Source organism: Streptomyces sp. NBC_01296 (assembly GCF_035984415.1).
In the GTDB taxonomy this organism is placed as follows: Bacteria; Actinomycetota; Actinomycetes; order Streptomycetales; family Streptomycetaceae; genus Streptomyces.
The window spans coordinates 8,354,452-8,379,562 of record NZ_CP130720.1 but is presented as its reverse complement, the minus strand read 5'-3'; the positions used below and the strand labels follow the sequence as shown (position 1 = coordinate 8,379,562).

Genomic DNA, 25,111 nt, shown 5'->3' with positions numbered 1-25,111 from the left:
GTGCGGGCGGGGGCTGGCGGCATGTCCGTACGACTCGCGACGATCTTGAAGCGCCGTGACGCCTACGCCGACCTGGTCGCCGACCAGGCCGAGTACCGGTCACCCTTGAGCCCGCTCCGGATGGGCCGCTGACCCGCTCAGGTACGGCCGGTCCCGCTCGGCGACCGAGGCGATCGGGCCGGCGGCGCGGAGCACCACGTCGAGGACGCGGTCCGGTTCGGCGGCGTAACAGTGGGCGAACCAGGCCATGTTGGTCTCGACGACCGCCCAGCCGCCGTCGACGAGCCGACCGATGTCCAGGCACACCGCGCTGGGCAGACCGGCAGCCGTGGCATCGAGGACGGTGCGGCCGAACGCACGGCTTTCCGCGTCCAGCGGCGCCGGGTCGAGGCGTCCGCGGACGGCGTACCGGCTTCCGGCGACGGTTTCGCCATCGAGGACGAACAGCCGGTACTCGGCAGCGAACTCCACCACCCCGCTCACCAGGACCGGCGTGGAGCCGTCGAGCCCGCCGGGCAGGCTGGTCCCGTCCTCGTGAACGGCGGCGGGCAGCAGGTCGATCTTGGCCGAGGGCGGCTTCACGAAGGCCCGTTCCCGCAGTGTCCGGGCCTCGGCGAGGGTGGTGAGCCGTACGCTGCGCCGCAGGAGGGGGCGCGGTACGTGCGTCAGCCAGTCGTCGGCCGGTTCGAGTAGCCCGAGGCCCAGCGGGCCGGCAAGGCGTGCGGCTGCACGGGGGCCTCCGTACCAGTGCACCCGGCGTCCTTCGACACGCGCCGCCCGGTCGGCCACGTCGTAGCCGCGCCAGGCTGCTGCCTGGCCGATGAGTTCGGCGGTCGAGGTGCGGGGTGCGGGCAGGAGCAGGACGGGCGGGGTGCGGGCTTCCATTCCGGCGATCCTAACCAACCACCCACCGAACAAGCGCCCGAATATCCCAGTCTGAGAGACCACCACCTCGAGGTGTCTCATGAGACACGACAGCTGAGCTGCCTCGCTTGCCGGGCCACTTCCCCCACATCGGCACGCCAAGTCCGCGCCTTGGCAGCCGATCAGCTCCGTGGCGGAGGTGCACGAGTGTGGCCAGGATCCGGTCGATGAAGAGCAGCCGGTGCTTCGCGCCAACGCCGACGGCCCGTTTCCCGCGGCCTGGGAACCAACGGCATCTGCCCCGGTCAACGGCGAGGGTGGTGTCGCTGCTCAGCGCTGTGTCCGGCGGGTGAGGCGGGCGTGGCGGGCGGCGGCGAGGTCGAGCACATCGTTGACGGCGGTCCGGGGCGGGCTGTCGAGATTGACGGCGTGGCTGCGCAGCATCGAGACCAGGTGCCGGCCGACCGACGGGGCTTCGGCGGGGATGCCTCGGTCGAGGGCGGCGGCGAGCATGTTGGCGAGCTCGCGGGTGTGGCGGGCGAAGGCGTCGGCAGCGTGCCGGGCGGCTTCGGCGGGGCGGTGGCGGCGGGTGAGTTGGTGGGCGAGGGTGGCGAACGCCTCCCCGGGCAGGGCGGCGAGGAGCTGCTCGGCGTCGAGCTCGTCGGCGAGGCGGCGCAGCATGGCGGCGGCGGTGGCGCGCGGCAGGTTCGAGCGGACGTCGGCGGGGCCCTGGTTCGGAAGGGCGACGATCAGGCGGTGCGTGTCGAGGGAAGCGAGGGTAACGAGGTCGGGTGTGCGGGCCATCGGGGCGGGGCTCCTGTCTGGGGTCGAGGTACTGTTCACGCGCTGCCAGCCGCCGGGGGCGCGGGAGGGGCCGCGACCGGCCGCGGCGAGCGGCTGGAACGGCGTCTGTGAGCTGTTCTGGTGCCGGTGGCGGGCGGTCTTGAGGCTGGGCCGATTTCCTCGTCGTCGAGCTCGACGACGGCGCGCTTTACGCCTTCGCGGTCCTCGTACGTGCACTGCTTCAGGCGGCCGCAAACGATGACGCAGGTTCCGCGGGCGGGGGTGAGGGCGACGTCCTCGTCGGCCTGGCGCCATACCGAGCAGGTCAGGAACAGGCTTTCGCCGTACTTCCCTTCGTAGGCCGCCGGTCGACCGCGCGCGCGGGGTAGATGCGATGCGGAACGCGGCGACTACGGCGCTTGCCGGGGGGATCCTGAGTTCGGGGTCGTCGACCAGGTTGCCGACGCCGAAAGCCGAAAGGGAACGCCGGTGAGCCCCTCGGACAGCTCCCACAGCCTGCGGGCGGTGGTGGTGTCGTCACGACGCTTCTCCTGGATTGAGGGCTCTCCGGCGCGCGGCTGGACAGGAACCCACTCGACGCAACTTCAAGTTGCGATACGCTGGAGCCTGGCACATGATCACCCATTAACGCAACTTGGAGTCGCAATGGAGTTGAGTTCCTCCGGTCCCGCCCGCCCGGTCGGGCGCGGCCGCAAGGCACAGGCGGCGGTGCGCGCCGCCACCCTCGCCGAGTTGCTGGACCGGGGATATGCCGAGCTGACCATCGAGGGCGTGGCTCAGCGGGCCGGGGTGCACAAGACGACGGTTTACCGGCGCTGGACGGACCGCGCGAGCCTGGTCGTCGACGCGCTCGCCGAACACTTCGCCACCGACATCCCCATTCCGGACACCGGCGCCGTCGAGACCGACCTCCAAGCGCTCGCGCGAGCGCTCGTGCAGAGCATGACGGGCCCGGTGGGCAGGGCGGTGCAGACCACAATCTTCTCCGATGCCGGCCGGCTGCCAGAGATTGCCGAGGCTCGGCGACGGGTCCTCGCCGACCGGTTCCGGCGAGCCGAGCCCGTGGTCACCCGCGCAATCGAGCGGGGTGAACTCCCGGCGGGGACAGATCACGTCGAGCTGTTCAAAACAATGGCCGCTCCGATCTACTTCCGGTTGCTGGTCAGTGCCGATCCGATCGAGGAGAGCACCGCTGACCAGGCCGTACGGATCACACTCGCCGCTGCACGCGCCGGCGCGTTGACACACGGCTCCGCCGAAGCCGTCAAAGCGACCGAAGCGGACGCCGGTCAGGCATGAAGGGCAGAGCGCTGGGCGCGGGTCGTGCGCCAACGGGCGAGCGGGTCAGCGACGGCGCGCGGAATGTGGCGGCGGCAGTTCATCGAGCCCGTCCTGCACTTCGGGCCCGGGCCCACCAGAGAGCTCCCTGTACATGGTGGGGGCGCAGCAGGCCGCGCGACGCGACCTGAAATCGGTGGTCGTGGCATACGACGGGCGTGGGGCAATCGATCTGCCCTGGCCTGCCCAGTACCTTGTCCGGGCCCGACGTTTCCGGCGAGCCCCGGTTCACGGTGACCGCCGGCCGGTGCCGGAGGGCGGCTCCACCGCTCAGAGCACCGTCACCCGGGCGAGCGCCCAGGAGGTGTGGTCGAACGCCGAATTGGCGTTGGCGTCCTCGACGACCAGGTGCAGCAGCTTCACCCCGCGTACGTCGACGTCCACCTGCACGGGACCACCCGCGCCGGTCAGTTTGCCGGTGGTGAACAGCACCTTGCCGTCGCCCCGTACCGAGGCCTTCGTCGCGCCGGCGGCTGCCTGCTTCGTGGAGAAGTCGTCGATGCCGACGAGCGCGGTGAAACGGTCCGCCGTTCCGCCGAGGTGGTAGACGATCTCGGAGGGCGCGTGGACGCCGAGGCCCTTGGCGTAGGTCACTGAGCCGAACGAGATCGGCGTGCCGTCCCCGGCCGCGCTGCGCCCGTTGGAGCGGTCACGTTCCACCGGGCCCCATCCGTTGGTGGCGGAGACCCACGCGAGATCGCTCAGATACGCGTCGGCGACCGGGGCCGCCGGCACCGTGGAGACCCGTTCCGGGGCGGAGTAGCGCAGCGGCCCGGTCGGCGACTGCGCCGTGCCCTCGACGGTCAGCGGCCACTGCGTGCCGGGGGTGGCCGTCGCCGGCGGGGTGACCCGCCAGGACGTGGTCAGCGTGGCTCCGGCGGCCAGCTGGTCCCGGCCGGTGGCGGTGGTCGCCTGGACCTGCCAACCTGCCGGGACGCGCAGGGCGAGGAGTGCGCCGGTCCAGGGCTTGCCCGACCCGTTGGCGAGGGTGGCCGTCACCGTGAAGGCCTGACCGGGCACGGCCGGCCCCTCGATCTGAGTGCGGACTCCGAAGGGCTTGCGGACGTACGTGTCCACCCACGAGGAACGCATGAGGGCGACCAGGCCGGTGACCACGGACGGGTTGGCGGCGGCGACGTCGCGCTGCTCACCGGCGTCGGAGGCGAGGTCGTACAGCTCGACCTGCCACTGTGCGTCGGGCAGCGCGTGGTCCCTGACGGGCGCGAACCGCACGGCCTTCCAGTTGTCCTTGCGTACCGCCTCCGCGAGCCAGGTGGCGCGGCCGCCGTCCTCCGTGTTGGCGCGGCTGGTGACGCCGCGTTCGTCCCGGTACCAGTACAAGTGGTTGTGGCGTGCGGCGTTCGGGCTCCCGGCGAGCAGCGGGGCGGCCGACAGTCCGTCGATGTCGGCGGGTGCGGGTGCGCCGCCGAGCTCCGCCAGGGTGGGCAGCACGTCGGTGAGCGAGGTGGGCCGGTCGCTGGTCCCCGCCCCGATCCGGCCCGGGGACCAGGCGATCAGCGGGACGCGGATGCCGCCCTCGTAGAGGTTGCGCTTGTAGCCGCGCAGCGGGCCGTTCGCGTCGAACAGGTCCGGGTTGACCCCGCCTTCCTCGTGCGGGCCATTGTCGCTGGTGACGAGGACGACGGTGTTCTCGGCGATGCCCAGCGCGTGCAGCCGGTCGGTGACCTTCCCGACGAGGGTGTCGAAGTAGGTGATCTGGGCGGCGTGGCCCTTGTTCTGCTGGGTCCAGGTACGGGAGGCGTAGGCGCCGACGTCGGGGATGTCGCTCGGTGCGTGCGGCACGGTCGGTGTGAGGAAGAGCAGGAAGGGCTCGGCGGCGTGGTCTGCGATGAAGTCCAGTGCGCGCTGCTCGATGAGTTGGGGGCTGTAGGCGCCCTTCGCGCCGCCCGCGTTGGCGGCGATCGTCTCCTTCACTCCGTTGTGCCAGAGGTACTCCGGGTAGTACTCGTGCGCTTGACCGTGGTCGATGTATCCGTAGAACTCTTCGAAACCACGGGAGTTGGGGTGGCTGGGCTGGTCGCCCTCCTCCGGCCCGAAGCCCCACTTCCCGATCACCGCGGTCCGGTAGCCGCGGGCGCGCAGCACCTCGGCGAAGGTGGTGTCGCCGGTCTTCAGCGCGCCGGGGGCGCCGTCGGGATTGGCCCGCACGGCGGAGTGCCCGGTGTGCAGGCCGGTCAGCAGCGAGCAGCGGGACGGCGCGCAGACGGCGGCGGTCGAGTAGGCGTCGGTGAACTTCAGGCCTTCGGCGGCGAGCCGGTCGATCCGCGGTGTGGTGATCAGCTTCTGGCCGTACGCGCCGAGGTCTCCGTAGCCGAGGTCGTCGGCGAGGATCACCACGAGGTTCGGAGTGTCCGTGCCGGCGGTCGCGGCGGCGCTCTGGGCTGCCGGAGCCGCCGCGAGGGCCTCCGGCGCGGCAGGGAGCGCGGCGAGGCCGAGGGTGGCCGCGGACCCGGCGATGAAGTGGCGGCGGGTGGGCATCAGGGGGCTCCTCGGATGGTGTCGCGAACGGAGTTCGATCATGCGGAGGCGCCGGCCTGATGGCCATGCACATGGCATTAAAAGCATGTGACGGCCCGGCGGGCGCCTCGTGCAGCGGCCACACGGCACTGGCCGTCGTGGAGGCGTCGTTCGTCACTCACGATGCGGCCACCGCGCCGTCGAACGCCGGTCCGGGCATCTTCTTGATCGCGAACGATCCGACGACACCGGGCACCGTCCGTTACGCCTGTACGAGCTACCCGTTGTTGCCGCGGGATGGCAACCGTGTGGCATTCGTGCAGGGCAGCGGCCGCAAGGGCGCCGGGGTGCCTAGGATCCCCGGCACGTGCCTCCGGCCTTCCCCGCAGGCTCTCCCCCCCCTCTGCCAAGGAACGCGATCTGCCATGAGTGTTTCCGCCGCCCTGAGCGTGAGCGAGGCGTTCTCCCGCCGCCACGAGCTGACCGTCGTCGATGTCCGGACTCCGGCCGAGTTCGCGTCGGGGCGTCTGCCGGACGCCGTCAACATCCCCCTCGACCGCATCGGTCGGGCACTACCGGAACTCCGGAAGGCCGCCGAGCACAAGCCCCTGCTGGTGGTGTGCGCCTCCGGCGCCCGGGCAGAGAACGCCGTCGCCACCCTGGCCTCCCACGGAATCGGCGCCTCGAGCCTCACCGGCGGCACCACCGCCTGGGCGGCCGAGGGGCACGGGCTCGACCGCCCCGAAGGCCGGCCTCGGGCCGTCTGGGCCATGGAGCGCCAAGTCCGATTCACGGCGGGTTCCGTCGTACTTCTGGGTCTGGCCCTCGGCTTCTTCGTCCACCCGGCCTTCCAGTTGCTGTCCGCCGGAATCGCGGCCGGTCTGGTCTTCTCCGCCGTCAGCAATACCTGCGGCATGGCGGTCGTACTCGGCAGGCTCCCCTTCAACCAGCGGGGGAAAGCCCCCCTGCCCAGCTCCTCCCAGTCCTTTGCCCCCAGCGAGCCTCGCGCGTGACCAACCCCGCTCCCGACCCGTATTCCCCGGCTACGGCATGGAGGTCGGCGAAGACATCGCCCCGCCGCCCGAGGTCCTGCACGATGCGGGCTACGCCACGTACGCCGTCGGCACATGGCACCTCACGCGCGACTCGGCCTCCAACGCGGCCGACCACCGGGTCGCGGCGGACGCGGAGCTCTGCGGCAGGAAGTGCGCCGCTGCGGAGGCGGAGAGTACGCGCGCTCGGAGCGAGCGGCGGCGAGAATCCGCGGGTGTGTCGTTGTGCTGCAAAGACGGTCTCCGTGAACGGTGAGCGGTGACGCCCGGCAGGCGCCGGACGGTGGCTTGGTGGGGCTGACGCCCCGGATTGGGTGCGGTCTGAGATTGATGAGAACCAGCCGCAGCTAGCAAGGTTCGCGGTGCTCCGCTCCTTGTGGCGGGGGGCGATCGATGGCTGGGCCCACCTGGTGCTGCTGGCTCGGGCCATCGCCTATTAAGCGGTATTCGCTGCGGTGGACGAGTTCGACTGCGGCGGGGACGTGAACGTGTCTGGGGTCGATGTCGGCTGGGCAGTCACGGAACCAGGTGTCGGCGTACTCCTCTGAGTGCTCCGCCAAGTACAGACAAACGTGCACCGCTTGGTGGTCGCTGTCATGATCTCGGCTATGGACGAGATCACCAAGGTTCTGAGGCGGGAGTTCGACGCAGAGGAGGGAAGCTTCCTGCTGCGGCTGCGGGGGGATCTGGAGTGGGACCGGGCTGCCTTCACCCGCCTGGAACAGGCGATGCGAGCCGCATGTGGGCGATCCCAGTCCGACGAGAAGCTCGATCGATGGGTCGCCGAAGGGTTCTATGAGGTCGTGACCTGGGTCCCGTCGTGGACGTCACACCCGAACTTCCCCAAGCCGGCGCCCGATGCCTACTTCGAGGACTGCATCGAGCGAATCGGGGATCTTGCCAACTGGTACTTCCGGGGCTGGCACGACTACTCCGAGGGGCATGTCTGGACTGCCCTATGAAAACTCCGGGAAGCTTGGTCAGGCCGCGTCGTCCCGGTCACGTTCGATAGCAGCGAGCCGATTCTTGAGACGGTAGCTGGGACCGTTGATGGAGATGACGTCGCAGTTGATGGGGATCTCGAAATCGGCTGTGGCGGTCGTTCCGTGACGGTGAAGGGTGATCACCAGATCAGGCCCCTGTGGATGTGGGTTGTCACTCCCCCTGGCTAGGGTGATCACTTGCTGGGAACAGACGAAGGCACAGCTCGTGCCTGTGGGGAGGATGGGCGTCGTGCGTGGCGGCATTCAGTGGCTTGTAGAGCAAGATGACTGGCAGCACAACATGGTCTTTGCCCGCGGCATCACGCCGGAGGAGCTGGGGTTGCGTATGGGGGGCGTAAGTGGATCCGTCGTTTCGCCGATCACGGACACTGAGGCATGGCACATGGTTCTCGACCTGGCGACGGACGACGATGATGTGGTGCGCGTCGGTGCGCATGGTGGATGGTCCTTCGCCGTTGAATACGGGCTGGGGGACGGTGCAGAACGACTGGCCGACATTTCCCGGAACGGCGTGGAGGCGGTCCACCTCGACCCGTCCGTAGACCATCCGCCGGCGATGTTCTCCTATGCGAGAGACGGTGTGAACGTCTGTAGCTTCGGAATCGGAGAGGAGGTCTGGCGATGGGGCGACGAGCCGGACCTCCTGCTACCTGAGCTGGTAGCGGCCGGTGTGTTGCACTCCGACGGCGAGTACGCACGACCGGATGACGAGGCCTACCAGGACCGGGACCGTCACACACTGGCACTCATAGAGACCCGGTTCGGTCTTGTCCTCCCCCGTGACGTACTGGAGAACGAGCGTCTGCCAGCCTTCGTCATCGCCTGAGTGGCAGCCGACTTCAATGTGGCGGATGGTCATGGTGGTTGAGCGAGGACGAGGGTTCGCAAGAGGCCGAAGGACGCCCGTCCATAGGACCGGCGTTGATGAGTTTGATCCGTGTGACCTGGCCTTCGACTGCGCCTGAGCTCCATTGCAGGGTAAGGCCGTTGACGACGGCGTCCCAGTCGTTTTGGAGGAATGCGGCGAAACCCTGGACGGGTGGCGGGCCCTGGTCGAGGGCCGCTCCCTGGCACAGGCGTTGGCCGCAGGCGAGCGTTTCGGAGCAGGCCCTGGCGGTCGTCGCCGGTGCCGCCACTGCGAGCGCTCCGGATCTTGCCCGTCAAGCGGCTCGGCACTTCGCCGCCGCGCCCGAGATCGGGGAATCGGCGTTTGGCCTCCTGGAAAGGGCCTGCAACCCGGCGCCGGGAAGGAAGCGCTCTACGACCGCCACCGTACGACGGCGGCCACGACCCTGGTCTCCGCCGCAGTGGCGGCAGCGGCCGCCCCTCCGTACGCGAAGGGTCGATGGGTCGGGCCCTGCACATCATCCGCAAGCCTCCCGCTGCCCCGAGTTCCCTGACCTACCGCTGGCTGTCGCCGCTCCAAGAACTCTGCGCCACGCAGTGGCGCCTCGCCGAGGGGCTCGTCGACCAGTTGCCTGCATCCGACCGGGACGAACTGCTGCTCCGAACCGCTGTGAAAGTCGCGGAACCCGACCCCATCCTTGCGGAGCAGATCGCTGGCAAGACCACCGGCGACAGCCTGCGCAAACTCGCCTTGGTGGAAGTCATCACCTCGACCTTGGGACGACCACACACAGCTCCCGACACCGAACCCGCATAAGGCTGGCGGCGAACGTCACTCGCAGCTCGGCACCGCTCTGCCGACCCTCACGCTGGACTTGGCTCACGCCCAGGCCCTCGCTGTACTCCTCGCCGCCCGGAAGGCACTCCCACCCCGGTGCCCACCGGGCTTGAGTCCACTGGCTGGAACTCACTCGGTGAAGCCACTCGGTGGCCTCCACCGGATGCCGGGCATTGGCTTTATTCATGGGTTGAGGTTCTGGCACAACATCTGTGGTGCCCGGATGCTCCGTAACTAACGATCCCGCCCGAGCCTAAGCGCGCGGCCTTGACGGTGGCCGGGCGTCGCCTGTCCTTTCTCGACTTCGGTGGTCCAGGTCGCCCTCTGTTCGCACTGCACGGGCACTTCGGAGAAGGCCGCACTTTCACGCGTCTTGCACGGGAGCTTGGCGCCTCCTGGCGGATCATCGCGCCCGACCAGCGTGGACACGGCCTCTCCGACAGTTTCTCCCGATTTCTCCTGCAACGGCTACGTCGAGGACGCAGCGGCAGTATTGGAACATCTGGGGATCCACGGCGCGGTCGTACTCGGCCACTCCCTGGGCGGCGTCAACGCCTACCAGCTTGCGGCACGGCTGCCCGGACTTGTGGACGCACTGATCGTCGAGGACGTCGGCGCCGAGGTCGATGACGACTTGTCCTTCAGCCTGTCCTGGCCGCATCGGGCACCGACCCGGGCCAAGCTGTTGGAAAAACTCGGCCCTTCGGCGAGCCACCTCATGCACGCCGTACGCGAGTACCCCGACGGGTGGGGTCTTGCCTTCGACCCGAAGGACATGAACGCCTCACAGCAGCACCTCAACGGGGACCACTGGGACGACTGGCTCGCCAGCGACTGCCCGGCCCTGCTCATCCGCGGCAGCCGCAGCACGGTGCTGAGCTCGGAGCACGCAAGGGACATGGCGGCACGGCGCCCCCATACCCGGCTCATCGAACTCCCCGCCGGACACACCATCCACGAGACCGTCCCAGTGGAGTTCGCCGCAGCCGTCAGCGAGTTCCTCGGAGCGCTGTGCACTTACCCCGAATGAGAGACTCAGCCGGTGCCCCACAGTCACAAACCACAAAACTTGAGTCAGAGCCTGAGTTTGGAAGTCACATACGCCCCGGCGGGCGTTGTCAGTGCCGGCGCCCGGCTTCCTCGTCCGAGGCCGGCTCCCGCTTCGCGGCGCCGGCCCCGGTGGGGTCAGCGGGTGAGGGAGACGGCGAAGGGCTGGAAGCCGTGCCGGCGCAGGATGTGGGGCACCACCAGGATCATGGCCTCGGTGGCGCGGGCGGTGGTGATGTCGCCGAGGTCCTCGATCCACGCGGGCTGCCAACCCAGGTCGCCGAGCAGGCCGGTGACGGTCCTCTTCGCCTGCTTGTCGTTGCCCGACACATAGACGGTCGGCGGGGTGCCCAGGGTTTCGGGGGCGGTCATGACCATGAACAGCATGGTGTTGAGGGTCTTGACCACACGGGTGTCGGGCAGGGCGGCCTGGAGTTGCTCGGCGAGGCTGCTGCCGGGATAGCACAGCTCGCCCGGCAGGCCGTCGTCGGCGTCGCGGGTTGCGTTGGAGACGTCGACGAGGATCTTTCCGGCGAGTTCGGTGCGCAGGCCGGTGAGGCGGTCCAGGGCGCTGTCGCCGGGCGTCGCGTTGATCACGATGTCCGCGGTGCGGGCGGTGGTGTGCTGGTCGGCGAAGGAGATGCGGGGGTCGACGCCGCCGACAGGCGCTGCGGTCTCTTCCTCCGTGCTCCGGCGGCCGAGTATGACGTGGTGTCCGCTCAGGGCGAGCTTTTGGGCGAGGTTCCGGCCGACGCGGCCGGCCCCCAGAATGCCGATGGTGGTCATGAGGTGATGCTCCTTGTGGTGTTGGCTGGGACGGGCGAGAGCGGGGGCCGCTGTTGTGGTCAGGCGATCGGCGAGAGGACCTTGAGGGCGGCGGCGTGGATGCCGGGGGCGGCGGCCAGGAAGTCACGGCTGCCCGTGGTCCAGGGCTCGCCCGCCAGGTCGGTGACGGTGCCTCAGCCCTTGGAGGCCAGCAGAGCATCGGCGACCAGGCCGGAGGCGGCCACCCGGCCATGCTTGCCGGCGTGCGCGATGACGCCGCTGACGTAAGGTGCCGAGTTCGCCGGGCCCTCGTGTCAGGGGTGCGTACTCATTTCGCCGGTGTGGCCACCAGCGTCGCGGGAGCAGCCCGCGCGAACGTCCTCTCACGCGGCATTGCTTCACGCGCGAGAGGGCTCTCCTGGGCCTTATCGGCCTGGACGGCTCGGGGGGTCTGAGCGCGGGTCTGCTGTCAGGGCTTGATCAGGGCGGCGGCGAGCTCGCGGCCACGGTCGGTCCACGTCGCGGGCTTCATGGTGGCCGGATCGAGGCGTACCGACAGGCGGCGGCCCTCGGCGAATACTGACTCGCCTCCCGGGGAGATCAATCGGAACCGATAGTCGACGCTGGTGTCACCGATCCGCTCGATCCAGAAGTGGACGGTGATCTCGCCGGTGCCGCGCACGGGTGAGAGATAGGTGATCGAAAAATCGCGGACCACAGAGAACGCGTCGGGTGTGGTCGGGCGGCCACCGGCATACGACACACCGCGCTCCTGCCACCATGTGGTGATGGCGCGCTCGACCAGCACGGCGTAACGCGCGTTGTGCAGAATGCCCATGGGGTCGAGATCGTCGAAGTACACCGGCGTCGTGGCGGCGTACCCGTACGGTGTCCGGCTCGTCTCGGAACCAGTCTTGATCACGGCATCTCCGGAAGAATCGTGGGGTGGGTCGCGATCGATCGCAGGTGGCCGAGCAGGGCCCAGGCGGGCGCGCCAGTCATCGTGAGAGGGTGGCGACGGCCTGGGCGTGGACGCCGGGCGCGGCGGCCAGGAAGCTCTCGCTCTGCGGGGTCCAGGGGCGGCCCTCGGCGTCGGAGATCTGTCCGCCGGCCTCGGTGACGAGCAGCGCCCCGGGCAGCAGGTCCGCGCGGGCACCGGCGAACTGCCAGAAGGCGTCGATGCGGCCGGCGGCCACGTTCGTGAGGTGCAGGGTCGCGGGCACGGCGGTGCGGACGACGAGCGCGTCGAAGAGCATCGCGGTGATCGAGGAGCCGACGCGTCGCACGACGTTTTTGTCCTCGTCGGGCCGGGCCTGGCTGGTGGCCACGAGGCTCAGGCCGAGGTCCGCGGTCTGGGAGACGTGCAGCGGCCGGCCGTCGAGGTAGGCGCCCGCGCCGGTGAGCGCGGTGTAGGTCTCGCCGGTCAGCGGCAGGTGGACCACGGTGAGCACCGGCTGGTTCTCACGCACGAGGGTCGCGGTCACCGCCCACTCCGGCAGGGCATGCAGGTGGTTGACGTTGCCCTCGGCCGGATCCACGACCCACCATTCGCCGGGCGGCAGCGCCCCGCCGTCCAACTCGTCCTCCACCCATCCGGCGTCGGGGCGCAGGTGTGTGAGGCGGGGGCGCAGTATGCCGAGGGCCGTGTCGTCGTTGGCGGCGAGTGCGTGCATCAGCTCTTCGCGGTTCTGGTAGCGGACTACCTCGCCGAAGCGCTCGCGCAGCGCCGAACCGGCCGCGCGCACGGCGTCCGAGGTCTGGTCGAGCAGGTCGGCGTCGGAGGCGGCGGCGTCAGTGGTCTGAAGCGTTTCGGACATGGTGGTACTCCCGTGTGAGAGGGGGATGGTGAGGTCGGTCGGGCCGAACTGTGCGGTCCGTCTTGCGCCTTCGCCTCAACGGTATGCAGCCCCGTAATTAACTTCAAGTGCATGTCAAGCACGCCTAGGATTACTCGCATGCAATTGGATTTGCCCTGCTCGCCGCGCTCGACGCGTTGCTGGAGGAGGGCGCCGGGGTGGCCGCACGCCTGCATGTCACCGCCCCTGTGATGACTCGGAGTCTGGGCCGAATCATTCACACGACCGGGGATCAGGCGCCGAGCCCTGAACTCGATCCGGCAACGCTGGAGCGCACCTTCACACTCCGTCGGCACGATTCCCTGGTCGCCCTGAGCGGTCCCGCACTGCTCGCCGCCGTGCGCGGACAGGCGCCGGGCGTGCGACTGCGCTTCGTCGCGGAATCGAGCCTCGACACCCCCGAGTTACGGCGCGGCGAGGCCGACCTGGAGGCGAACGCCAACCGCTCGAGCGCACCAGACATCCGTACCGAGAACGTGGGCGAAACCCGCCTCGTCATCGTCGTGCGGCAGGGGCACCCCCTCCCCCGCATCAATACCGTCACCGCAGAGCAGTCAGCGATCTCGCTCACTCGGTCGACTCCTGGCCGGTGAGCAGGTCGAGCAGGCCTGCGGGGGCGTTGTCGCCGAAGATGAGCTGGTGATTCTTGTCGGATTCGGCGGCGAACTGGGCACTGCGGGGAAAAAGAGCCTGCTCGTACTCCGCAAGGGCGGCTTCGATGTCGTCGGAATGCGCGGCGATGGCTTTGCCGAGTTCAGCGCCGTCGAACATGGCGAGGTTGGCGCCCTCCCCGGCGAACGGTGACATGAGGTGGGCGGCGTCGCCCAGCAGCGTCACTCCGGGGACGCGGTCCCAGCAGTGGCCGATCGGCAGGGCGCTGATCGGGCGCGGGGCGAGGGCGGTTTCCCCGTCAGTGACGAGTGCGGTGAGTTCAGGCGCCCATCCGGTGAATTCTGCCGCGACCTGGGCCGCCGCCGTTTCGGGACTGGCGAGGATGGCGGCGATCCATTCCTGCGGTTTGTTGAGCGCCACGTAGGTGTGAAGAACGGCGTCGGCCTCTCGATGGCCAAGGATCCCCTTGCCGGCTGTGACGGCGAACAGGGAACCGTCGCCGGCGGCCTTGGCCGCTGCGGGGTGGCGTTGGTCGGCGTCGTACAAGTAGGTCTCGATGAACGAGGTGCCGACGTACTCGGGCTTCGCGTCGGAGAGCAGCGGCCGGATCCTCGACCAGGCTCCGTCCGCGCCGACGAGGAGGCCGGTCGTCACGGTTGACCCGTCGGCGAAGGTCAGTTCATGCCTCCCGCCTCCGAGGGGGCGGACACGGGTGACCTTGTGTCCCCACTGGATCATCTCGTCGGGCAGCGAGTTGAGCAGGATCCGACGCAGGTCTCCGCGGAGCACCTCAGGGCGACCGCCCGCGCCGTCGTCGGGCTGGTCGAGCAGTACCGCGCCGTGCTGGTCGAGCACGCGCAGGGCCTCGCCGCCTTCGTGGATGATCGCGCGGAACTCGTCGGTGAGGCCGGCCGCCTCGAGGGCGAGCTGCCCGTTGTACTCGTGGATGTCGAGCTGACCGCCCTGCGTGCGGGCGTCCGCCGATGTATCGGCTTCGTAGATGGTCGCGGGGATGCCGTGCAGGTACAGGACTCGTGCGAGGGTCAGGCCGCCGAGCCCGGCGCCGACGATCGTGACGGGAGTGGTCATGGTGGTTTCCCTTTCGCTTGGACACCGCCCTACTGCGATACAGTGTTCGCAGTACTGGCATCACGATAGCACTACTGCGAACAGTGAACGCAGCAGTGAGGAGGAAAATCGATGGACGACGCTCACACGGTGATCTGGAACCGGCCGGAGCGGGCTGCGAAAGGCCCCGCGCCGTCACGCACCCGGGCGGAGATCACCAGCGCCGCTATCGCGATCGCCGACGCCGAGGGCATCGAGGCACTGTCCATGCGGCGCGTCGCCAAGGAACTGGGAACGGGCACAGCCTCGCTCTACCGCTACCTGGCATCCAAAGACGACCTGCTCGACCTCATGCTCGACGCCGTAGCGGCCGAAGACGGCGGCCCGCCTGCCCCCACCGGCGACTGGCGCAGCGACCTGCGAGCCCTGGCCCATCGTTCCCGGGCCACCATCCACCGGCATCCCTGGATGGCCTCCCTCGCAGCAGGGCGCCCATCACTTGGGCCGAACTCCCTCGATGCCACCGAACACGCACTCGCCGCCCTCGATCCCCTCGGCTTCGACATCGACGTCATGATCACCGTCGTCAACACGCTGCAGGCCTTCGTCCGCGGCTACGCCATCGGCGAGCTCGCCCAACAGGAAGCCGTCCGACGCTCCGGAGTCGGCACCCAGGAATGGATGGACGCCTACGCGCCCTACCTCGACAAAGTCGTCAAGAGCGGGCGCCACCCACTCCTCGCCCGGGTCATTCGTGATGCCGAGCTGCCCCACGCGGCCGACAGCGCCGAGCGCGGGTTCGAACTGGGGCTCGAGCGACTCCTCGACGGATGGGACGCCAACCTCCCCGAACGGCCCTGACGATCCGGCAGCATCAACCGGCGGTTCATCGGAGAACTCCACACCCCGACACCGGCCTCCGCGCGCCGAACCCCCGACGCAACGCGATCCCCGAAACGACCCGCCAGGTCTTGCACGGATCGGTGGACGCCTCGTCGTAGCGTCGGGGTCACGGAAGGGGCGCAGGCCCCGGCCGTGGTCAGGGTCTTCATTTTGAACAGGTAGCGGCCCAAGAAGTTGACATTCCGGCATGAGCGGCGAGAGGCGGGCGACGCCCTCTTCCATCGAGCTCGTGCATGGTTGGCGGTGAGACGTCGAGCTCTCGATCGCTGATCATGGTCGTGTGGTGGGGAAAGTGTCGCGTGGAGCAATCATCGACGACCGGAGGATCACCGACCTGTCGGCCGATGCGATCGCCCAACTCGTCGCGGAGGCAGGTCCGTTTTCGATTAATAACAAGTGCATGCTCTTCACTCGTAGAGTTACTCTCATGCAACTGGATTTGAACCTGCTCACGGCGCTTGACGCGCTGCTGGAAGAGGGCAGCGTCGCCGGCGCCGCGAGCCGCCTCCACGTCACCCCACCGGCCATGAGCCGCTCCCTGGGCCGCATCCGCAAGGTCACCGGTGACCAGATCCTGGTCCGCACCGGTCGCACCATGGTCCCCACCACCCGCGCACTGGCCATCCGCGCCCAGGTCCACGCCCTCGTGCAGGAGGCTCATCAGCTTCTCTCCGCGCAGCAGGACCTCGACCTGGCGACTCTGGAGCGGGTGTTCACCCTGCGCTGGCACGACGCCCTGACCGTCGCCTGCGGTACGGCCCTGATCGCCGCCATCCACCGCCAGGCCCCCGGCGTGCAGCTGCGTCTGCCCGTCGAACCCGGCACGGACACCCCCGACCTGCGCCGGGGCGAGGTCGACCTCGAATCCAGCTCCACGGTGCCGACCCTCCCCGACATCCGCCACCGCCTCGTCGGCAAAGACCGGCTCGTCGTCGCCGTCCGACCCGGCCACCCGCTCACCGAAGGCCCGCTGAGCGTAGAGCGCTACACGGCCACCGACCACGTCACCGTCTCGCGCCGCGGACGCCTGCGCGACCCGATAGACGAAGCCCTGACCACACACGGCCACGAACGCCGCGTCGCCGCCGCCGCGCCCACTGCTGCCATCGCGCTGCAACTGGCCCTCGACACCGACCTGGTGGTCAGCCTTCCCGACGCGGTCACCCGCGCGGCCCGGGACCAACTCGGTCTGATCACCTTGCCACTGCCACTCCAGATGCCCGCCATCCCGCTGTACCTGCTGTGGCACCAGCGCCACGACGACGACCGCGCCCACACCTGGCTGCTCGACCTGGCCACCGAAACCGTCCAGGCACTCTTCGCACCACCGCCCGACTCCCAACAGGCCCGGAGCGACTGACTCCCGTTCTCGGGTTCTGGCTCACATTCTGTGGAGTCTGCACGCTGAGTGACGGCTGCAATCGAGCCCTTGGATCGGTTGCCGACCTGGAAGCGAAGGGTCCGTTGGACGGACTTGGCTTCCAGGCACCGCACTATCAGCCGCCACACCGCACCCGGCACGGCGATCGAGATGATGGATCGTCAGAGATGGTGCACGGTGGCCGCGCTGTCCGACCAAAGCCAGTTCACGGGCGCGTACTGCTTCTTCAGCGCGGTGCGCTCGCGCCCGTAGCCCTTCAGCGCGGCCTCCACCGCCACCGCCAGGTCGTCCAGGTCCTGCGGCACCGGCACCCGCAGCAGCAGGTGCTGCTTGCGGTGTGCGAGGAGCAGCTCCCCTGCGGGTGTGCACTCCAACAAGGCGAAGTGGACGAGAGGTTTGAAGGGCTTCTCCGCAGTGGACATCCGGGCGCGCAGCACCCCGTCGGCACTCCACGCGTACATGCCGTAGCGGTTGAGATGGAAGGCACGGGCGCGATGCGGGTCGGCAACCACGGTGAAGTCGAAGCCGGTGAACGGGCTGTCCTCGCGCAGGTGCAAGCCTCCCAGCCGGCCCTGCAACACCCCGTGGTCGTCGACGAGGGCGAAACTGAACTCCTGCCCCCGGTTGGTCGAACGGTAGGTCTTCCCGAAGACCGGGACGACGAACAGGTCATCGCCGAGCGCTGCCGGGCGGCTCATCCTGGAGTCGAGGTAGCCGTAGAGGCTGCCGCTGGTCCCAGTGAGCTCCGACAGGGCCTCGGTCAACGAGGGCGAGGGCCGGTTGCCTCGCCCCACCGGCTCGTCGCCGTACCGCACGTGCGCGTACGCGTCGGCGTCGCTCTGGCGGTCGGTGCGCGCATCCAAGGTCGCGATGGCGCGCAGCACGGGCTTGTGGCCCGGGCCGAGTGGTGTGCCGGGTTCGGAGACGGCGACGATGTTGGGATGGGCGCCGGCCCAGTTGCTGAGCCCGTACTCGGAGGTCATACACAGCAGCCGACCCGCGGGGGTGACAGCGATCGACGCGGCGAACGGGTCGTCCCCGGGGCCCTGCTGCTTTCCCCAGCCCCAGGACATCGGCCAAGAGGCGCGGACCTCGTCCAGGCCCGGGGACAGGAGATGGGTGCTGCCGGGCTTGGAGCTGAGGGCGACCGCGCCGTCCGGGAGGACGGCCAAGGTCGCCACGTCGCCCTCCGGGATGGCCGACGGGCCACCGCCCGGCACCGCCTGTCCGAACACGGCGGTGGCTGTGGGCTTTCCGTCGGAGCCGTGGCGGGTGATCAGCTGGTAGCCGAAATCCTGCTCGGCGGAGTCGGCCGAGCCGACCGCATGCGCGCGGTAGCGGCGCAGGCCGGTCAGGACGTAGGTGTCGCCGGCTGCCGTCGCCACCGCGTGATCGACCCTGAGCCCCCATCCATCGGCTTCGGGGTCGAGATGGTGGACGTCCAGCAGGGACGCGGGCGCGGTGATCGGCAGCAACGTCATACTCACATCCTCTCCCCCGCCACCGACAATCGTCACTCAGAGTGCATGCTCTACGGAAGTGAGCCAGAGCCTTCTCGGGCTCTGGCTCAACTTCTGTGGTGCCGGGTCAGGTGCCCATGCGCTCGACTCTGCGCAACGCGCTGAGCTCCAATTCCCCCGCTCGCAGGCGGATGAAGTCGAGCACCGCCGCGCGTCCGGCGACCGGGCCGAGCACTCCCTGTCCGGGCATCGTGAAGGTGCAGGTGGTGTCTTCGGTCATGACCGCTTCCGGCTCTGGCACATTCAGCTCGTCTAAGGCGTGGGCGTAGTTCGCCACCGCCTGCTGGAGTTCTGCGGTCACGAGACCACCGTCAGCACGATCTTGCCTTGGAGGTGGCCCTGCGCGGCTCGCGTGTGTGCGCTGCCCGCCTCGGGCAGCGGGTAGGTGCTGTCCACCCCGACCTGGAGCTTGCCCTCGTCGAACAGGCGCCCGATCTCGGCGAGCTGGGGGCCGTTGGAACGCACCTGGATGTCCGAGACTGTGATGCCCAGACTCGCCGTCTCTTCCGGGTCGTACTGGGCGAAGAACACCGGAAGCATGGTGCCGCCGCGCTTGAGCACGGTCAGGAAGCGTGAGCTGTCCGGGCCACCGACGGTGTCGATCACCAGGTCGACACCGCTGACCACGTCCGCGGCCTGCGTCCTGGTGTAGTCGATGAACTCATCGGCGCCGAGCTTGCGCAGGAACTGCTCGTGCCGGCCCGAGGCCACCGCGATGACGTGTGCCCCCTTCCATTTCGCCAGCTGCACCGCGAAGTGGCCCACTCCACCGGCGGCCCCGTTGACCAGCACGGTCATCCCTGGCGTGATCGGCACCGGCTGGTGCACCTGGCCGGTGAAAGGAGACGGCACGTCGTGGCCGAGCTCAACCAGGTACTGCCAGGCCGTAAGCACGGCCATCGGCGCTCCAGCCGCCTGCACGTGGTCGATACCGGCCGGCTTGTGAGCCAGGTCCGAAGCCGGCGCGGCCACGTACTCGGCGTACGTCCGGCCGTCGAATCCGGGGAACCGCAGCATGCCGAAGACCTCGTCACCGACGGCGAACCCCAGCACGTCCGCAGCGACCTCCTGGACCACGCCCGACAGGTCCGTTCCGGGGATCAGGGGGAACTCCAGCGCCGGCCTCATCTCGGCCGGCATGATCTTCAGCCCCTCACGCAGGTACCAGTCCGGCGGGTTGATGCCCGCCGCGTGCACCCTGACGAGCACCTCGCCCGGGCCGATCTCGGGAACCGGCACCTCGTCATACTGCAAAACTTCCGGCCCGCCCGCTTCGTGGAACTGGATCGCCTTCATCGCGTCTGTCGCTTTCTTGGGGAAACATTGCTCCTTCAGTCAAGGCCCAGGACGGCATGGCCGTCCAAGACCTCTTCGGCAACCTCGTCATTCCGAAACGGCATGACGCGTACGCTGGAAGGGTGAACGATCTCGGACAGGACCTGGAACTGCGGCTGGTGCGCTACTTCACCGTGGTGGCGGCGCACCAGCACTTCGGCCGGGCCGCCGCCGACTTGCACGTGGCCCAGCCGGCACTGAGCCGCCAGATTCAACGGCTCGAGAAGCATCTCGGCGCACGACTGCTGGACCGCGTACCCCAGGGCACCCGGCTCACTCCGGCCGGCCAGAGGTTCCTCCCCCAGGCCCAAGCCCTGCTGCAGGCCGCCCGCCAGGCCGAGCTGGCCGTGCGTGAACAAGCCGAGACCGAACGAATCGCCATCGGCTACGTCGAAGACCTGGTGATCACTGCCGCCGTACGGGAACTGCGCCGCCGTTGCCCGGACGCCGAGATCGCCACCCGGTACCTGAGCTGCCGCGACGTCGGGGCTCTGTCCGACAAGCGCGTCGACGCCCTGATCGCACGGGCCCCGCTGCCGCTTGCCGCCGACGACGTGTTCACCACCCCGCTGTACGAAGAGTCCCGGATGCTCGTGGTCCCGCGCGGCCATCCCTTGGCCGACCGCGCGTCGGTGACCGCGGAAGAGCTGGCCGGCGAGGAGGCGGCGCCGTGCGCGTTCGAAACCGCGGACTGGACTTCCTACCGGATCCTCGGGGCCGGCGTGCCGCCGGTCGAGAGCTACGAGGACAAGCTCGAACTCGTCGCGAGTGGCAGGGTGATCGCCGTGCTACCGGTCGGCGATCGGCGTAGCTCACTGCGTCCCAACCTCGTCACCGTCCCGATCGAGGGCGCTCCCCCCAGCCAGGTCGTCCTGGTCAGCCGCAAGGGCGACCCGAATCCGATGATCAGGAATCTCCGGCTGGCGGCCAAGGCCGCCCTGACCGCCCCGGCAGCCTGACGGGACCAGCCGACCCGCTTGGCGCTGAACTGCACCAAGCGGCGCTCACACGCGCCGTGTTCGTCGCGCATCTGCCGGTATCGCTCGGGGTTAGGTTGTGCCGACTCAGCGTCCGACCCTAGGGAACGGCGTTCAAGCACGCCGTCTCGACCAGGAACCGTTGCCGTATCGCGTGAGGGTGCAGGAAAGCTTCAGCGGGGCGAAGCCGATCCAGTTCCCCGCTGGGAGCGGCTCCACGGCCGGTGGTGCGGCTGCAAGGCCAAATCGCCCACAGAGCGGTCCCCGTCTGTGAACACGCTCAACGGCCGTCGGACGTCGCGGCCGCGAGCTCGATGACTTCGGCGGGACCGGCCCGGAAGGCGGAGTTCGCCGCATCGGCCGCCACCATGTGCGGGCTCACATCGTGCGCGGCGATCGCCTCCCGCGAGGCCCAGCGCTCGATGAGGACGAAGCGGTCCGGGTCCCCGGCCACCGCGTGCAGGTCGTAGCGCAGGCAGCCCTCCTCGGCCCGGACGAGGGGCGCGAGGCGCTCGAACGCCTCCACCTGCTCCCGGCCGCGACCTGGGAGCGCACTGATCAGAATGACAAGATCCACATGGGTCGACATGCGGCGCAGCCTAGACCGCAGTGCCAGTGAACCAAAGGGGGTTTCGAATGCTGGTCGCGGTGACCGTGAGCATCGCGCCGGCGGCCGGCGCCTCCACCCGTACCAGTCCCTCGCCCCCCTCCAACACCCCGCCGACTGCCGCACCCACGGGCACAAGCACTTCGAACAACGGTAGAGCGCCATGTGCCGGCAAGGAGGCCGCCCCGGCCACGCCCCGCTGGCCCCCGGACGCGCGGGGCCGGCGCCCACGCCAAAATGAAACGCCTGGTCAAGCCTGACATCCTCACCGAGGCAGGCACCGGCAGGTTCGCCAGGAAGCAGTACCCGGCCGAGCACCGTCACCAGCAGCCCTGTACCAGCCCCACCGTGCGACGGACATCGGCCGGAAAATCATTCCTTTGCCACCTGTGCGCGGTTCACGCGGAGACGGACCTCAACTCTTGACGGCCTTTGCGATCTGCAGGGCGGCCTGGGCGGGCGTGAGGTGCGTGGTGTCGACAACCTCGGCCTCGGCGTGCAGCCACGTACGCGCCGCCTCGGCGTAGGGCTCAAGGTGCCTCAGACGGAACGGAGAGTTGGGGCCAAGGACAGTGTCGCCCGCGATACGCCCGCGGAGGGTGTCCTGGTCAGCGTGGAGAACGAAGTGCCGCACCGGAATGGCGTATTGAGCGAGACCCTTGCCGATCTCCCGCCAATATTGCTCGACCAAGACAGTCATGGGCATCACCAGCGTGCCGCCGGTGTAGTCGAGTACGTGGCGGGCGGTCTCGACTACGAGCGGCCGCCACGGTGGCCAGTGCTGGAAGTTGTCCGTCCCCGGCAGCCCCGGCGTGATGTCCATGAGCGTCTCGCCGACCTTCTCGGCGTCGAACACCCGTGAATCCGGGATCAACTGCTGCACGAGCACGCTGGTCGTCGTCTTGCCCGCGCCATGGGTGCCGTTAAGCCATACGATCATGGGTCACAACCCTAACGTCGCGCAGACTGCGGGAGCAGGCACAGCGGCGAACCGGCACGGCTTAGGCGTTCCCGGCATGGGGCCAATCACCAAGATCAGGTGTCACCTACCTCGAAAGGGCACAAGGAGTCACGAACCGTCCTCTCAGAAACCAGCGACATCAATCTCCTGTGGAGAAGGATGTTCTCGGCGCTGAGCAATAGGCGCTCTCGTAACTCGGTTCTGGCCCACATTTCGTGAGTGGCGGAACGGTGGGGCGGGCGGTGGCCTCGGGGTGTGTCCTCGATGTGGCGGCAATTACCTCCGGGGTAATCGCACCGCCCAACCTCCTCAGCTACGTTCGTGGCCATCACTCACCCCCGTAACGAAGGAGCCCCGTGGTGCCCGCTTACGGCTTCGCTCACCTCCGCAGCCGCCGGAATCACTCCGACGTCATCGAGTACCTGGAGCGCATCCAGGCAACCCTCGACCCCTTCGCAGGCCGCTTCGTCATCCACGGTCCGCCGGCCGAAGTCGTAGAAGGTACGTGGCCCGGCAGCATAGTGCTGATTGAGTTCCCCAGCCTCGCCGAAGCCCGTGCCTGGTACGACTCTCCGGCCTACCGGGCCATCCTGCGTCTGCGTACCGACCACGTTGAGGGCGACCTGCTGCTGATCGAGGGCGTCAGGCCCAACTACGACCCGGCCGAACGAGCTCGCAAGCTGCAAACAGAAGCTGGCCGAGCAAGCCAGTCGACCACATAGTCCTGCGGCCGCCTCCTCGGTCGCCGAGCCACCTCGCGCTCGTTGTCTTTCCCCACTCCGTCACAGTCCGAGCAGCACAGTCATTGGGCGGCTGTGAGGAGTACCCGTTTACGGAGGGGCGGAAGTTCGGCGCGGCCGAACATCTGGCGTTTGACCATTTTGATGTGGTTGACGCGGCCTTCGACGGGGCCGGAGTTCCAGTGACTGGTAAGGCCCGAAACGTCAGCATCCGCCGCACCGGCGGTGATGTCCCCGTTCCCGTGATCGGCCGCGACCATCGATGGGCCTTCGGCCGACGCCTGCTCCACGGCGACGACCTCGACATCGCCCCTGCCGGGAGTAGCCCGTCAGGACTCGGCCCTCCACCTGCGAAGTGCGGAGCCACGGCCGACATCCTGTTCGGCGGCGGCAACGGGGAAAGGGAAGAGGGCTGGTGACCTACCAGGACTTCGCGGGCTGCTCCCACGAGAACGGGCTCACCCTGGCCATCGCGCGATTGCGGACCTACCTCTCCGTAGGCGCACGGGTGCGCTGCCTGCTGCGGCAGCGCACCTGTGCCGGACTGTCGACGGCGGACCGTCAGCCGCGCCGTGCTTCGCGGGCGAGGGCGGGCACGAAGCGGGACGCGTCCAGCGTGCCGACGCCGGTGGCCATGTCGTAGCCGTTGGCCGCGGTGTAGCCGGTGACGCCCGCGTAGCTGTTGTTCGTACCGTCGTTGACGTCGACGATGCCGGTGGAGCGGTCGTAGGCGGAGCGCCCGTACAGGCAGTACAGCGCCTCGTTGATGTTCCCCAGGCGCTTGCCCGCGGCCTGGTCGGCCAGGGCCACGATGCCGGAGAACAGCGGGCTGGACTCGCTCGTGCCGCCGGAGACGTCCCAGCCGGTGGCAGTCGGGTCGTAGCTGGTGTAGATCCACGCACCGCCGTCGACCGCGGCGGCCATCGAGATGTCCGGGGTGCCGCGCTGCGCCCCGACGATGTTCTTGACGCCGTTCTGGAAGGCCGGACGCTTGAACACGTGCGACTGGCCTCCGCCGCCCGCGCCGTTGTCGTTGTAGACGCTTTCGGGGGCGGTCCGCTTGCCCGCGTCGTTCAGGTGCAGCTGGGTGCCGCCGATGGAGGTCACCAACGGGTCGGAGGAGGGCCAGGAGTTGACGGGGTGGTCGTAGTAGGCGCTGCCGTCGGCGTTGTAGTCGGTGGCTCCGCCGTCGCCGGAGGAGGCGAGCACCGTGACGTGGTTGCGCGCCGCGGCCTCGAAGGCGTAGCGCAGGTTCTTGATGCTCGAGAAGTCGCCCTTGTCGAAGCCGGGGAAGGTGTTCTCGGTCGCGCCGAAGCTCTGCGTGATCACATCGCCGATGCCGCGGTCGATCAGGGACTTCTCGGCGTCCATCATCTCCGGCAGGCCGGTGGTGCCTTCGGTCTCCGCGACCGCCGTCTCGACCAGGACGATCTTCGCGTCCGGCGCCACCGCGTGCGCCATCTCCACGTCGAGGGTCGTCTCGCCGGCCCAGCCCAGCATGTCGGCGTTCTTCGGGTCCCACGCGGGGACGTTGCCCCACTTGACCACGTCCACCTTGGTGCTGGGTATCCCGAACTGCTTGCTGTAGACGTCCAGGTCGTGCTGGACGGTCGGCGAGCCGAAGGAGTCCACGATGACGATCGTGCGGCCCTTACCGGTGATGCCCGCCTTGTACAGCGGATTCAGGTGGTACGCCTCGCGGTACTGCAGCGGGGTGTAGCAGGCGATCTTCCACTTGGTCCGGCATTCCTCGATGGAGAGAGGGCTGCCCACGGAGCGGATCAACTGGTGTCCCGCGACGGCCGGACGGGCCACGGTGCGCGGAACCGCTGAGGTGTGCGGCGCGGAGGCGCTCGCGGTACCGGTCAGTGGGGCGGCCGCCATCGCGGTGAGCGCGAGGCCGGCGGCAGCGGCCGTTGCGGCTGCGGCACGCGGCCACGTACGACGAACTGGATGCATGGGTGACTCCCTGGGGGGGGGTGGCGCCGCGCAGAGCGGCTTCCGAGATCACACCCGGCAAGTCATGTGCAGGACAAGGGTATTTGACGCTTGATGCCGAACGCTTTACCTGAATGCGCAGTACGCCGCCTCCACGGCAGCCTCCACCGCCACTCC

Annotated in this window: 25 protein-coding genes and 2 pseudogenes; 11 read left to right on the top strand and 16 right to left on the bottom strand. The window is 68.9% G+C overall.

Annotated features, from left to right (window positions below):
* Nucleotides 1-99 precede the first annotated feature (99 nt).
* From OG299_RS38070 to OG299_RS42870, 3 genes are all read right to left on the bottom strand, one after another.
* Complete coding sequence (locus OG299_RS38070; RefSeq protein ID WP_327364092.1) at nucleotides 100-885, bottom strand: ATP-grasp domain-containing protein; 786 nt, start codon at nucleotides 883-885, stop codon at nucleotides 100-102.
* Between the two features lie 309 nt (nucleotides 886-1,194).
* The gene (locus tag OG299_RS38065; protein WP_327364091.1) at nucleotides 1,195-1,668 is read right to left on the bottom strand and encodes a hypothetical protein; all 474 of its coding nucleotides are present in this window, start codon (nucleotides 1,666-1,668) and stop codon (nucleotides 1,195-1,197) included.
* Nucleotides 1,669-1,703: 35 nt separating this feature from the next.
* Nucleotides 1,704-1,976, bottom strand: coding sequence for a single-stranded DNA-binding protein (locus OG299_RS42870; RefSeq protein WP_442817607.1), 273 nt, complete (start codon nucleotides 1,974-1,976; stop codon nucleotides 1,704-1,706).
* 337 nt (nucleotides 1,977-2,313) lie between these two features.
* Between OG299_RS42870 and OG299_RS38055 the strand changes: the two genes are divergently transcribed.
* Nucleotides 2,314-2,967 carry a TetR/AcrR family transcriptional regulator gene (locus OG299_RS38055; protein WP_266636900.1) on the top strand — a complete coding sequence of 218 codons (654 nt, stop codon included), beginning with the start codon at nucleotides 2,314-2,316 and terminating at the stop codon, nucleotides 2,965-2,967.
* Between the two features lie 309 nt (nucleotides 2,968-3,276).
* On the opposite strand, the gene OG299_RS38050 is transcribed toward OG299_RS38055, so the two are convergent.
* Nucleotides 3,277-5,505: a sulfatase family protein gene (locus OG299_RS38050; protein WP_327364090.1), complete on the bottom strand. Its 2,229-nt coding sequence runs from the start codon at nucleotides 5,503-5,505 to the stop codon at nucleotides 3,277-3,279.
* Between the two features lie 404 nt (nucleotides 5,506-5,909).
* On the opposite strand from OG299_RS38050, the gene OG299_RS38045 reads away from it, so the two are divergent.
* Together OG299_RS38045 and OG299_RS38040 are read left to right on the top strand one after the other, a co-directional pair.
* A complete protein-coding gene (locus OG299_RS38045) occupies nucleotides 5,910-6,497 on the top strand; it encodes a rhodanese-like domain-containing protein (protein ID WP_327364089.1) in 588 nt (195 codons plus the stop codon).
* A 647-nt stretch (nucleotides 6,498-7,144) separates the two neighbouring features.
* Entirely contained in the window at nucleotides 7,145-7,498 is a 354-nt protein-coding gene (locus OG299_RS38040) for a hypothetical protein (RefSeq protein WP_327364088.1), read from the top strand.
* An 18-nt stretch (nucleotides 7,499-7,516) separates the two neighbouring features.
* Here OG299_RS38040 and OG299_RS38035 read toward each other — a convergent pair.
* A pseudogene (locus OG299_RS38035) lies at nucleotides 7,517-7,606 on the bottom strand (AAA family ATPase); the annotation flags it as partial.
* An 82-nt stretch (nucleotides 7,607-7,688) separates the two neighbouring features.
* On the opposite strand from OG299_RS38035, the gene OG299_RS38030 reads away from it, so the two are divergent.
* The 3 genes from OG299_RS38030 (at nucleotide 7,689) to OG299_RS38020 (ending at nucleotide 10,254) form a co-directional block, all read left to right on the top strand.
* Nucleotides 7,689-8,366 (top strand): DUF6461 domain-containing protein, encoded by a 678-nt coding sequence (locus OG299_RS38030; RefSeq protein WP_327364087.1) that lies wholly within the window; start codon nucleotides 7,689-7,691, stop codon nucleotides 8,364-8,366.
* Between the two features lie 519 nt (nucleotides 8,367-8,885).
* Entirely contained in the window at nucleotides 8,886-9,203 is a 318-nt protein-coding gene (locus tag OG299_RS38025) for a hypothetical protein (RefSeq protein WP_327364086.1), read from the top strand.
* 442 nt (nucleotides 9,204-9,645) lie between these two features.
* Nucleotides 9,646-10,254: an alpha/beta fold hydrolase gene (locus OG299_RS38020; protein ID WP_327364085.1), complete on the top strand. Its 609-nt coding sequence runs from the start codon at nucleotides 9,646-9,648 to the stop codon at nucleotides 10,252-10,254.
* A 155-nt stretch (nucleotides 10,255-10,409) separates the two neighbouring features.
* Here OG299_RS38020 and OG299_RS38015 read toward each other — a convergent pair whose 3' ends face one another.
* The 3 genes from OG299_RS38015 to OG299_RS38005 all read right to left on the bottom strand — a co-directional run bounded on the left by OG299_RS38015 (nucleotide 10,410) and on the right by OG299_RS38005 (nucleotide 12,853).
* Nucleotides 10,410-11,057: an NADPH-dependent F420 reductase gene (locus OG299_RS38015; RefSeq protein ID WP_266636912.1), complete on the bottom strand. Its 648-nt coding sequence runs from the start codon at nucleotides 11,055-11,057 to the stop codon at nucleotides 10,410-10,412.
* Between the two features lie 448 nt (nucleotides 11,058-11,505).
* Complete coding sequence (locus OG299_RS38010; RefSeq protein ID WP_327364084.1) at nucleotides 11,506-11,958, bottom strand: acyl-CoA thioesterase; 453 nt, start codon at nucleotides 11,956-11,958, stop codon at nucleotides 11,506-11,508.
* A gap of 76 nt (nucleotides 11,959-12,034) precedes the next feature.
* Nucleotides 12,035-12,853: a 3'(2'),5'-bisphosphate nucleotidase CysQ gene (locus tag OG299_RS38005; protein ID WP_327364083.1), complete on the bottom strand. Its 819-nt coding sequence runs from the start codon at nucleotides 12,851-12,853 to the stop codon at nucleotides 12,035-12,037.
* A gap of 138 nt (nucleotides 12,854-12,991) precedes the next feature.
* Between OG299_RS38005 and OG299_RS38000 the strand changes: the two are divergent.
* A pseudogene (locus OG299_RS38000) lies at nucleotides 12,992-13,452 on the top strand (LysR substrate-binding domain-containing protein); the annotation flags it as partial.
* A 7-nt stretch (nucleotides 13,453-13,459) separates the two neighbouring features.
* On the opposite strand, the gene OG299_RS37995 reads toward OG299_RS38000, so the two are convergent.
* Nucleotides 13,460-14,593 carry an FAD-dependent oxidoreductase gene (locus tag OG299_RS37995; protein ID WP_327364082.1) on the bottom strand — a complete coding sequence of 378 codons (1,134 nt, stop codon included), beginning with the start codon at nucleotides 14,591-14,593 and terminating at the stop codon, nucleotides 13,460-13,462.
* A 111-nt stretch (nucleotides 14,594-14,704) separates the two neighbouring features.
* Here OG299_RS37995 and OG299_RS37990 point away from each other — a divergent pair, with 111 nt between their 5' ends.
* Nucleotides 14,705-15,433, top strand: a complete 729-nt coding sequence (locus OG299_RS37990; RefSeq protein WP_266636920.1) for a TetR/AcrR family transcriptional regulator — start codon at nucleotides 14,705-14,707, stop codon at nucleotides 15,431-15,433.
* Nucleotides 15,434-15,902: 469 nt separating this feature from the next.
* Nucleotides 15,903-16,835, top strand: coding sequence for a LysR family transcriptional regulator (locus tag OG299_RS37985; protein ID WP_327364081.1), 933 nt, complete (start codon nucleotides 15,903-15,905; stop codon nucleotides 16,833-16,835).
* Nucleotides 16,836-17,017: 182 nt separating this feature from the next.
* Here OG299_RS37985 and OG299_RS37980 read toward each other — a convergent pair whose 3' ends face one another.
* The 3 genes from OG299_RS37980 to OG299_RS37970 form a co-directional block, all read right to left on the bottom strand.
* Nucleotides 17,018-18,337: a hypothetical protein gene (locus tag OG299_RS37980; RefSeq protein ID WP_327364080.1), complete on the bottom strand. Its 1,320-nt coding sequence runs from the start codon at nucleotides 18,335-18,337 to the stop codon at nucleotides 17,018-17,020.
* A 106-nt stretch (nucleotides 18,338-18,443) separates the two neighbouring features.
* Complete coding sequence (locus OG299_RS37975; protein WP_327364079.1) at nucleotides 18,444-18,677, bottom strand: nuclear transport factor 2 family protein; 234 nt, start codon at nucleotides 18,675-18,677, stop codon at nucleotides 18,444-18,446.
* Nucleotides 18,674-19,672: an NADP-dependent oxidoreductase gene (locus tag OG299_RS37970; RefSeq protein ID WP_327364078.1), complete on the bottom strand. Its 999-nt coding sequence runs from the start codon at nucleotides 19,670-19,672 to the stop codon at nucleotides 18,674-18,676. Before OG299_RS37970 ends, OG299_RS37975 begins: the two co-directional genes overlap by 4 nt.
* A 122-nt stretch (nucleotides 19,673-19,794) precedes the next feature.
* Here OG299_RS37970 and OG299_RS37965 point away from each other — a divergent pair, with 122 nt between their 5' ends.
* Nucleotides 19,795-20,670, top strand: coding sequence for a LysR family transcriptional regulator (locus OG299_RS37965; protein ID WP_266636930.1), 876 nt, complete (start codon nucleotides 19,795-19,797; stop codon nucleotides 20,668-20,670).
* Nucleotides 20,671-20,968: 298 nt separating this feature from the next.
* Here OG299_RS37965 and OG299_RS37960 read toward each other — a convergent pair whose 3' ends face one another.
* Together OG299_RS37960 and OG299_RS37955 are read right to left on the bottom strand one after the other, a co-directional pair.
* Nucleotides 20,969-21,277, bottom strand: a complete 309-nt coding sequence (locus OG299_RS37960) for a putative quinol monooxygenase (protein ID WP_327364077.1) — start codon at nucleotides 21,275-21,277, stop codon at nucleotides 20,969-20,971.
* A gap of 433 nt (nucleotides 21,278-21,710) precedes the next feature.
* On the bottom strand, nucleotides 21,711-22,235 hold the full coding sequence (locus OG299_RS37955; RefSeq protein WP_327364076.1) for a P-loop nucleotide/nucleoside kinase family protein: 525 nt from the start codon (nucleotides 22,233-22,235) through the stop codon (nucleotides 21,711-21,713).
* A 380-nt stretch (nucleotides 22,236-22,615) separates the two neighbouring features.
* Here OG299_RS37955 and OG299_RS37950 point away from each other — a divergent pair, with 380 nt between their 5' ends.
* Entirely contained in the window at nucleotides 22,616-22,978 is a 363-nt protein-coding gene (locus OG299_RS37950; protein ID WP_327364075.1) for a DUF1330 domain-containing protein, read from the top strand.
* Between the two features lie 80 nt (nucleotides 22,979-23,058).
* Here OG299_RS37950 and OG299_RS37945 read toward each other — a convergent pair whose 3' ends face one another.
* Both OG299_RS37945 and OG299_RS37940 read right to left on the bottom strand, forming a co-directional pair.
* Nucleotides 23,059-23,286, bottom strand: coding sequence for a hypothetical protein (locus OG299_RS37945; protein WP_327364074.1), 228 nt, complete (start codon nucleotides 23,284-23,286; stop codon nucleotides 23,059-23,061).
* A 271-nt stretch (nucleotides 23,287-23,557) separates the two neighbouring features.
* Nucleotides 23,558-24,955, bottom strand: coding sequence for a S53 family peptidase (locus tag OG299_RS37940; RefSeq protein ID WP_266636938.1), 1,398 nt, complete (start codon nucleotides 24,953-24,955; stop codon nucleotides 23,558-23,560).
* Nucleotides 24,956-25,111 lie beyond the last annotated feature (156 nt).

What these genes read in the sequence shown, in the direction of transcription:
- OG299_RS38070 (WP_327364092.1), bottom strand. Translation starts at nt 885, where the DNA reads ATGGAAGCCCGCACCCCGCCCGTCCTGCTCCTGCCCGCACCCCGCACC.
- OG299_RS38065 (WP_327364091.1), bottom strand. Translation starts at nt 1,668, where the DNA reads ATGGCCCGCACACCCGACCTCGTTACCCTCGCTTCCCTCGACACGCAC.
- OG299_RS38055 (WP_266636900.1), top strand. Translation starts at nt 2,314, where the DNA reads ATGGAGTTGAGTTCCTCCGGTCCCGCCCGCCCGGTCGGGCGCGGCCGC.
- OG299_RS38050 (WP_327364090.1), bottom strand. Translation starts at nt 5,505, where the DNA reads ATGCCCACCCGCCGCCACTTCATCGCCGGGTCCGCGGCCACCCTCGGC.
- OG299_RS38045 (WP_327364089.1), top strand. Translation starts at nt 5,910, where the DNA reads ATGAGTGTTTCCGCCGCCCTGAGCGTGAGCGAGGCGTTCTCCCGCCGC.
- OG299_RS38040 (WP_327364088.1), top strand. Translation starts at nt 7,145, where the DNA reads ATGGACGAGATCACCAAGGTTCTGAGGCGGGAGTTCGACGCAGAGGAG.
- OG299_RS38025 (WP_327364086.1), top strand. Translation starts at nt 8,886, where the DNA reads ATGGGTCGGGCCCTGCACATCATCCGCAAGCCTCCCGCTGCCCCGAGT.
- OG299_RS38015 (WP_266636912.1), bottom strand. Translation starts at nt 11,057, where the DNA reads ATGACCACCATCGGCATTCTGGGGGCCGGCCGCGTCGGCCGGAACCTC.
- OG299_RS38005 (WP_327364083.1), bottom strand. Translation starts at nt 12,853, where the DNA reads ATGTCCGAAACGCTTCAGACCACTGACGCCGCCGCCTCCGACGCCGAC.
- OG299_RS37995 (WP_327364082.1), bottom strand. Translation starts at nt 14,593, where the DNA reads ATGACCACTCCCGTCACGATCGTCGGCGCCGGGCTCGGCGGCCTGACC.
- OG299_RS37990 (WP_266636920.1), top strand. Translation starts at nt 14,705, where the DNA reads ATGGACGACGCTCACACGGTGATCTGGAACCGGCCGGAGCGGGCTGCG.
- OG299_RS37985 (WP_327364081.1), top strand. Translation starts at nt 15,903, where the DNA reads ATGCAACTGGATTTGAACCTGCTCACGGCGCTTGACGCGCTGCTGGAA.
- OG299_RS37980 (WP_327364080.1), bottom strand. Translation starts at nt 18,337, where the DNA reads ATGACGTTGCTGCCGATCACCGCGCCCGCGTCCCTGCTGGACGTCCAC.
- OG299_RS37970 (WP_327364078.1), bottom strand. Translation starts at nt 19,672, where the DNA reads ATGAAGGCGATCCAGTTCCACGAAGCGGGCGGGCCGGAAGTTTTGCAG.
- OG299_RS37960 (WP_327364077.1), bottom strand. Translation starts at nt 21,277, where the DNA reads ATGTCGACCCATGTGGATCTTGTCATTCTGATCAGTGCGCTCCCAGGT.
- OG299_RS37955 (WP_327364076.1), bottom strand. Translation starts at nt 22,235, where the DNA reads ATGATCGTATGGCTTAACGGCACCCATGGCGCGGGCAAGACGACGACC.
- OG299_RS37940 (WP_266636938.1), bottom strand. Translation starts at nt 24,955, where the DNA reads ATGCATCCAGTTCGTCGTACGTGGCCGCGTGCCGCAGCCGCAACGGCC.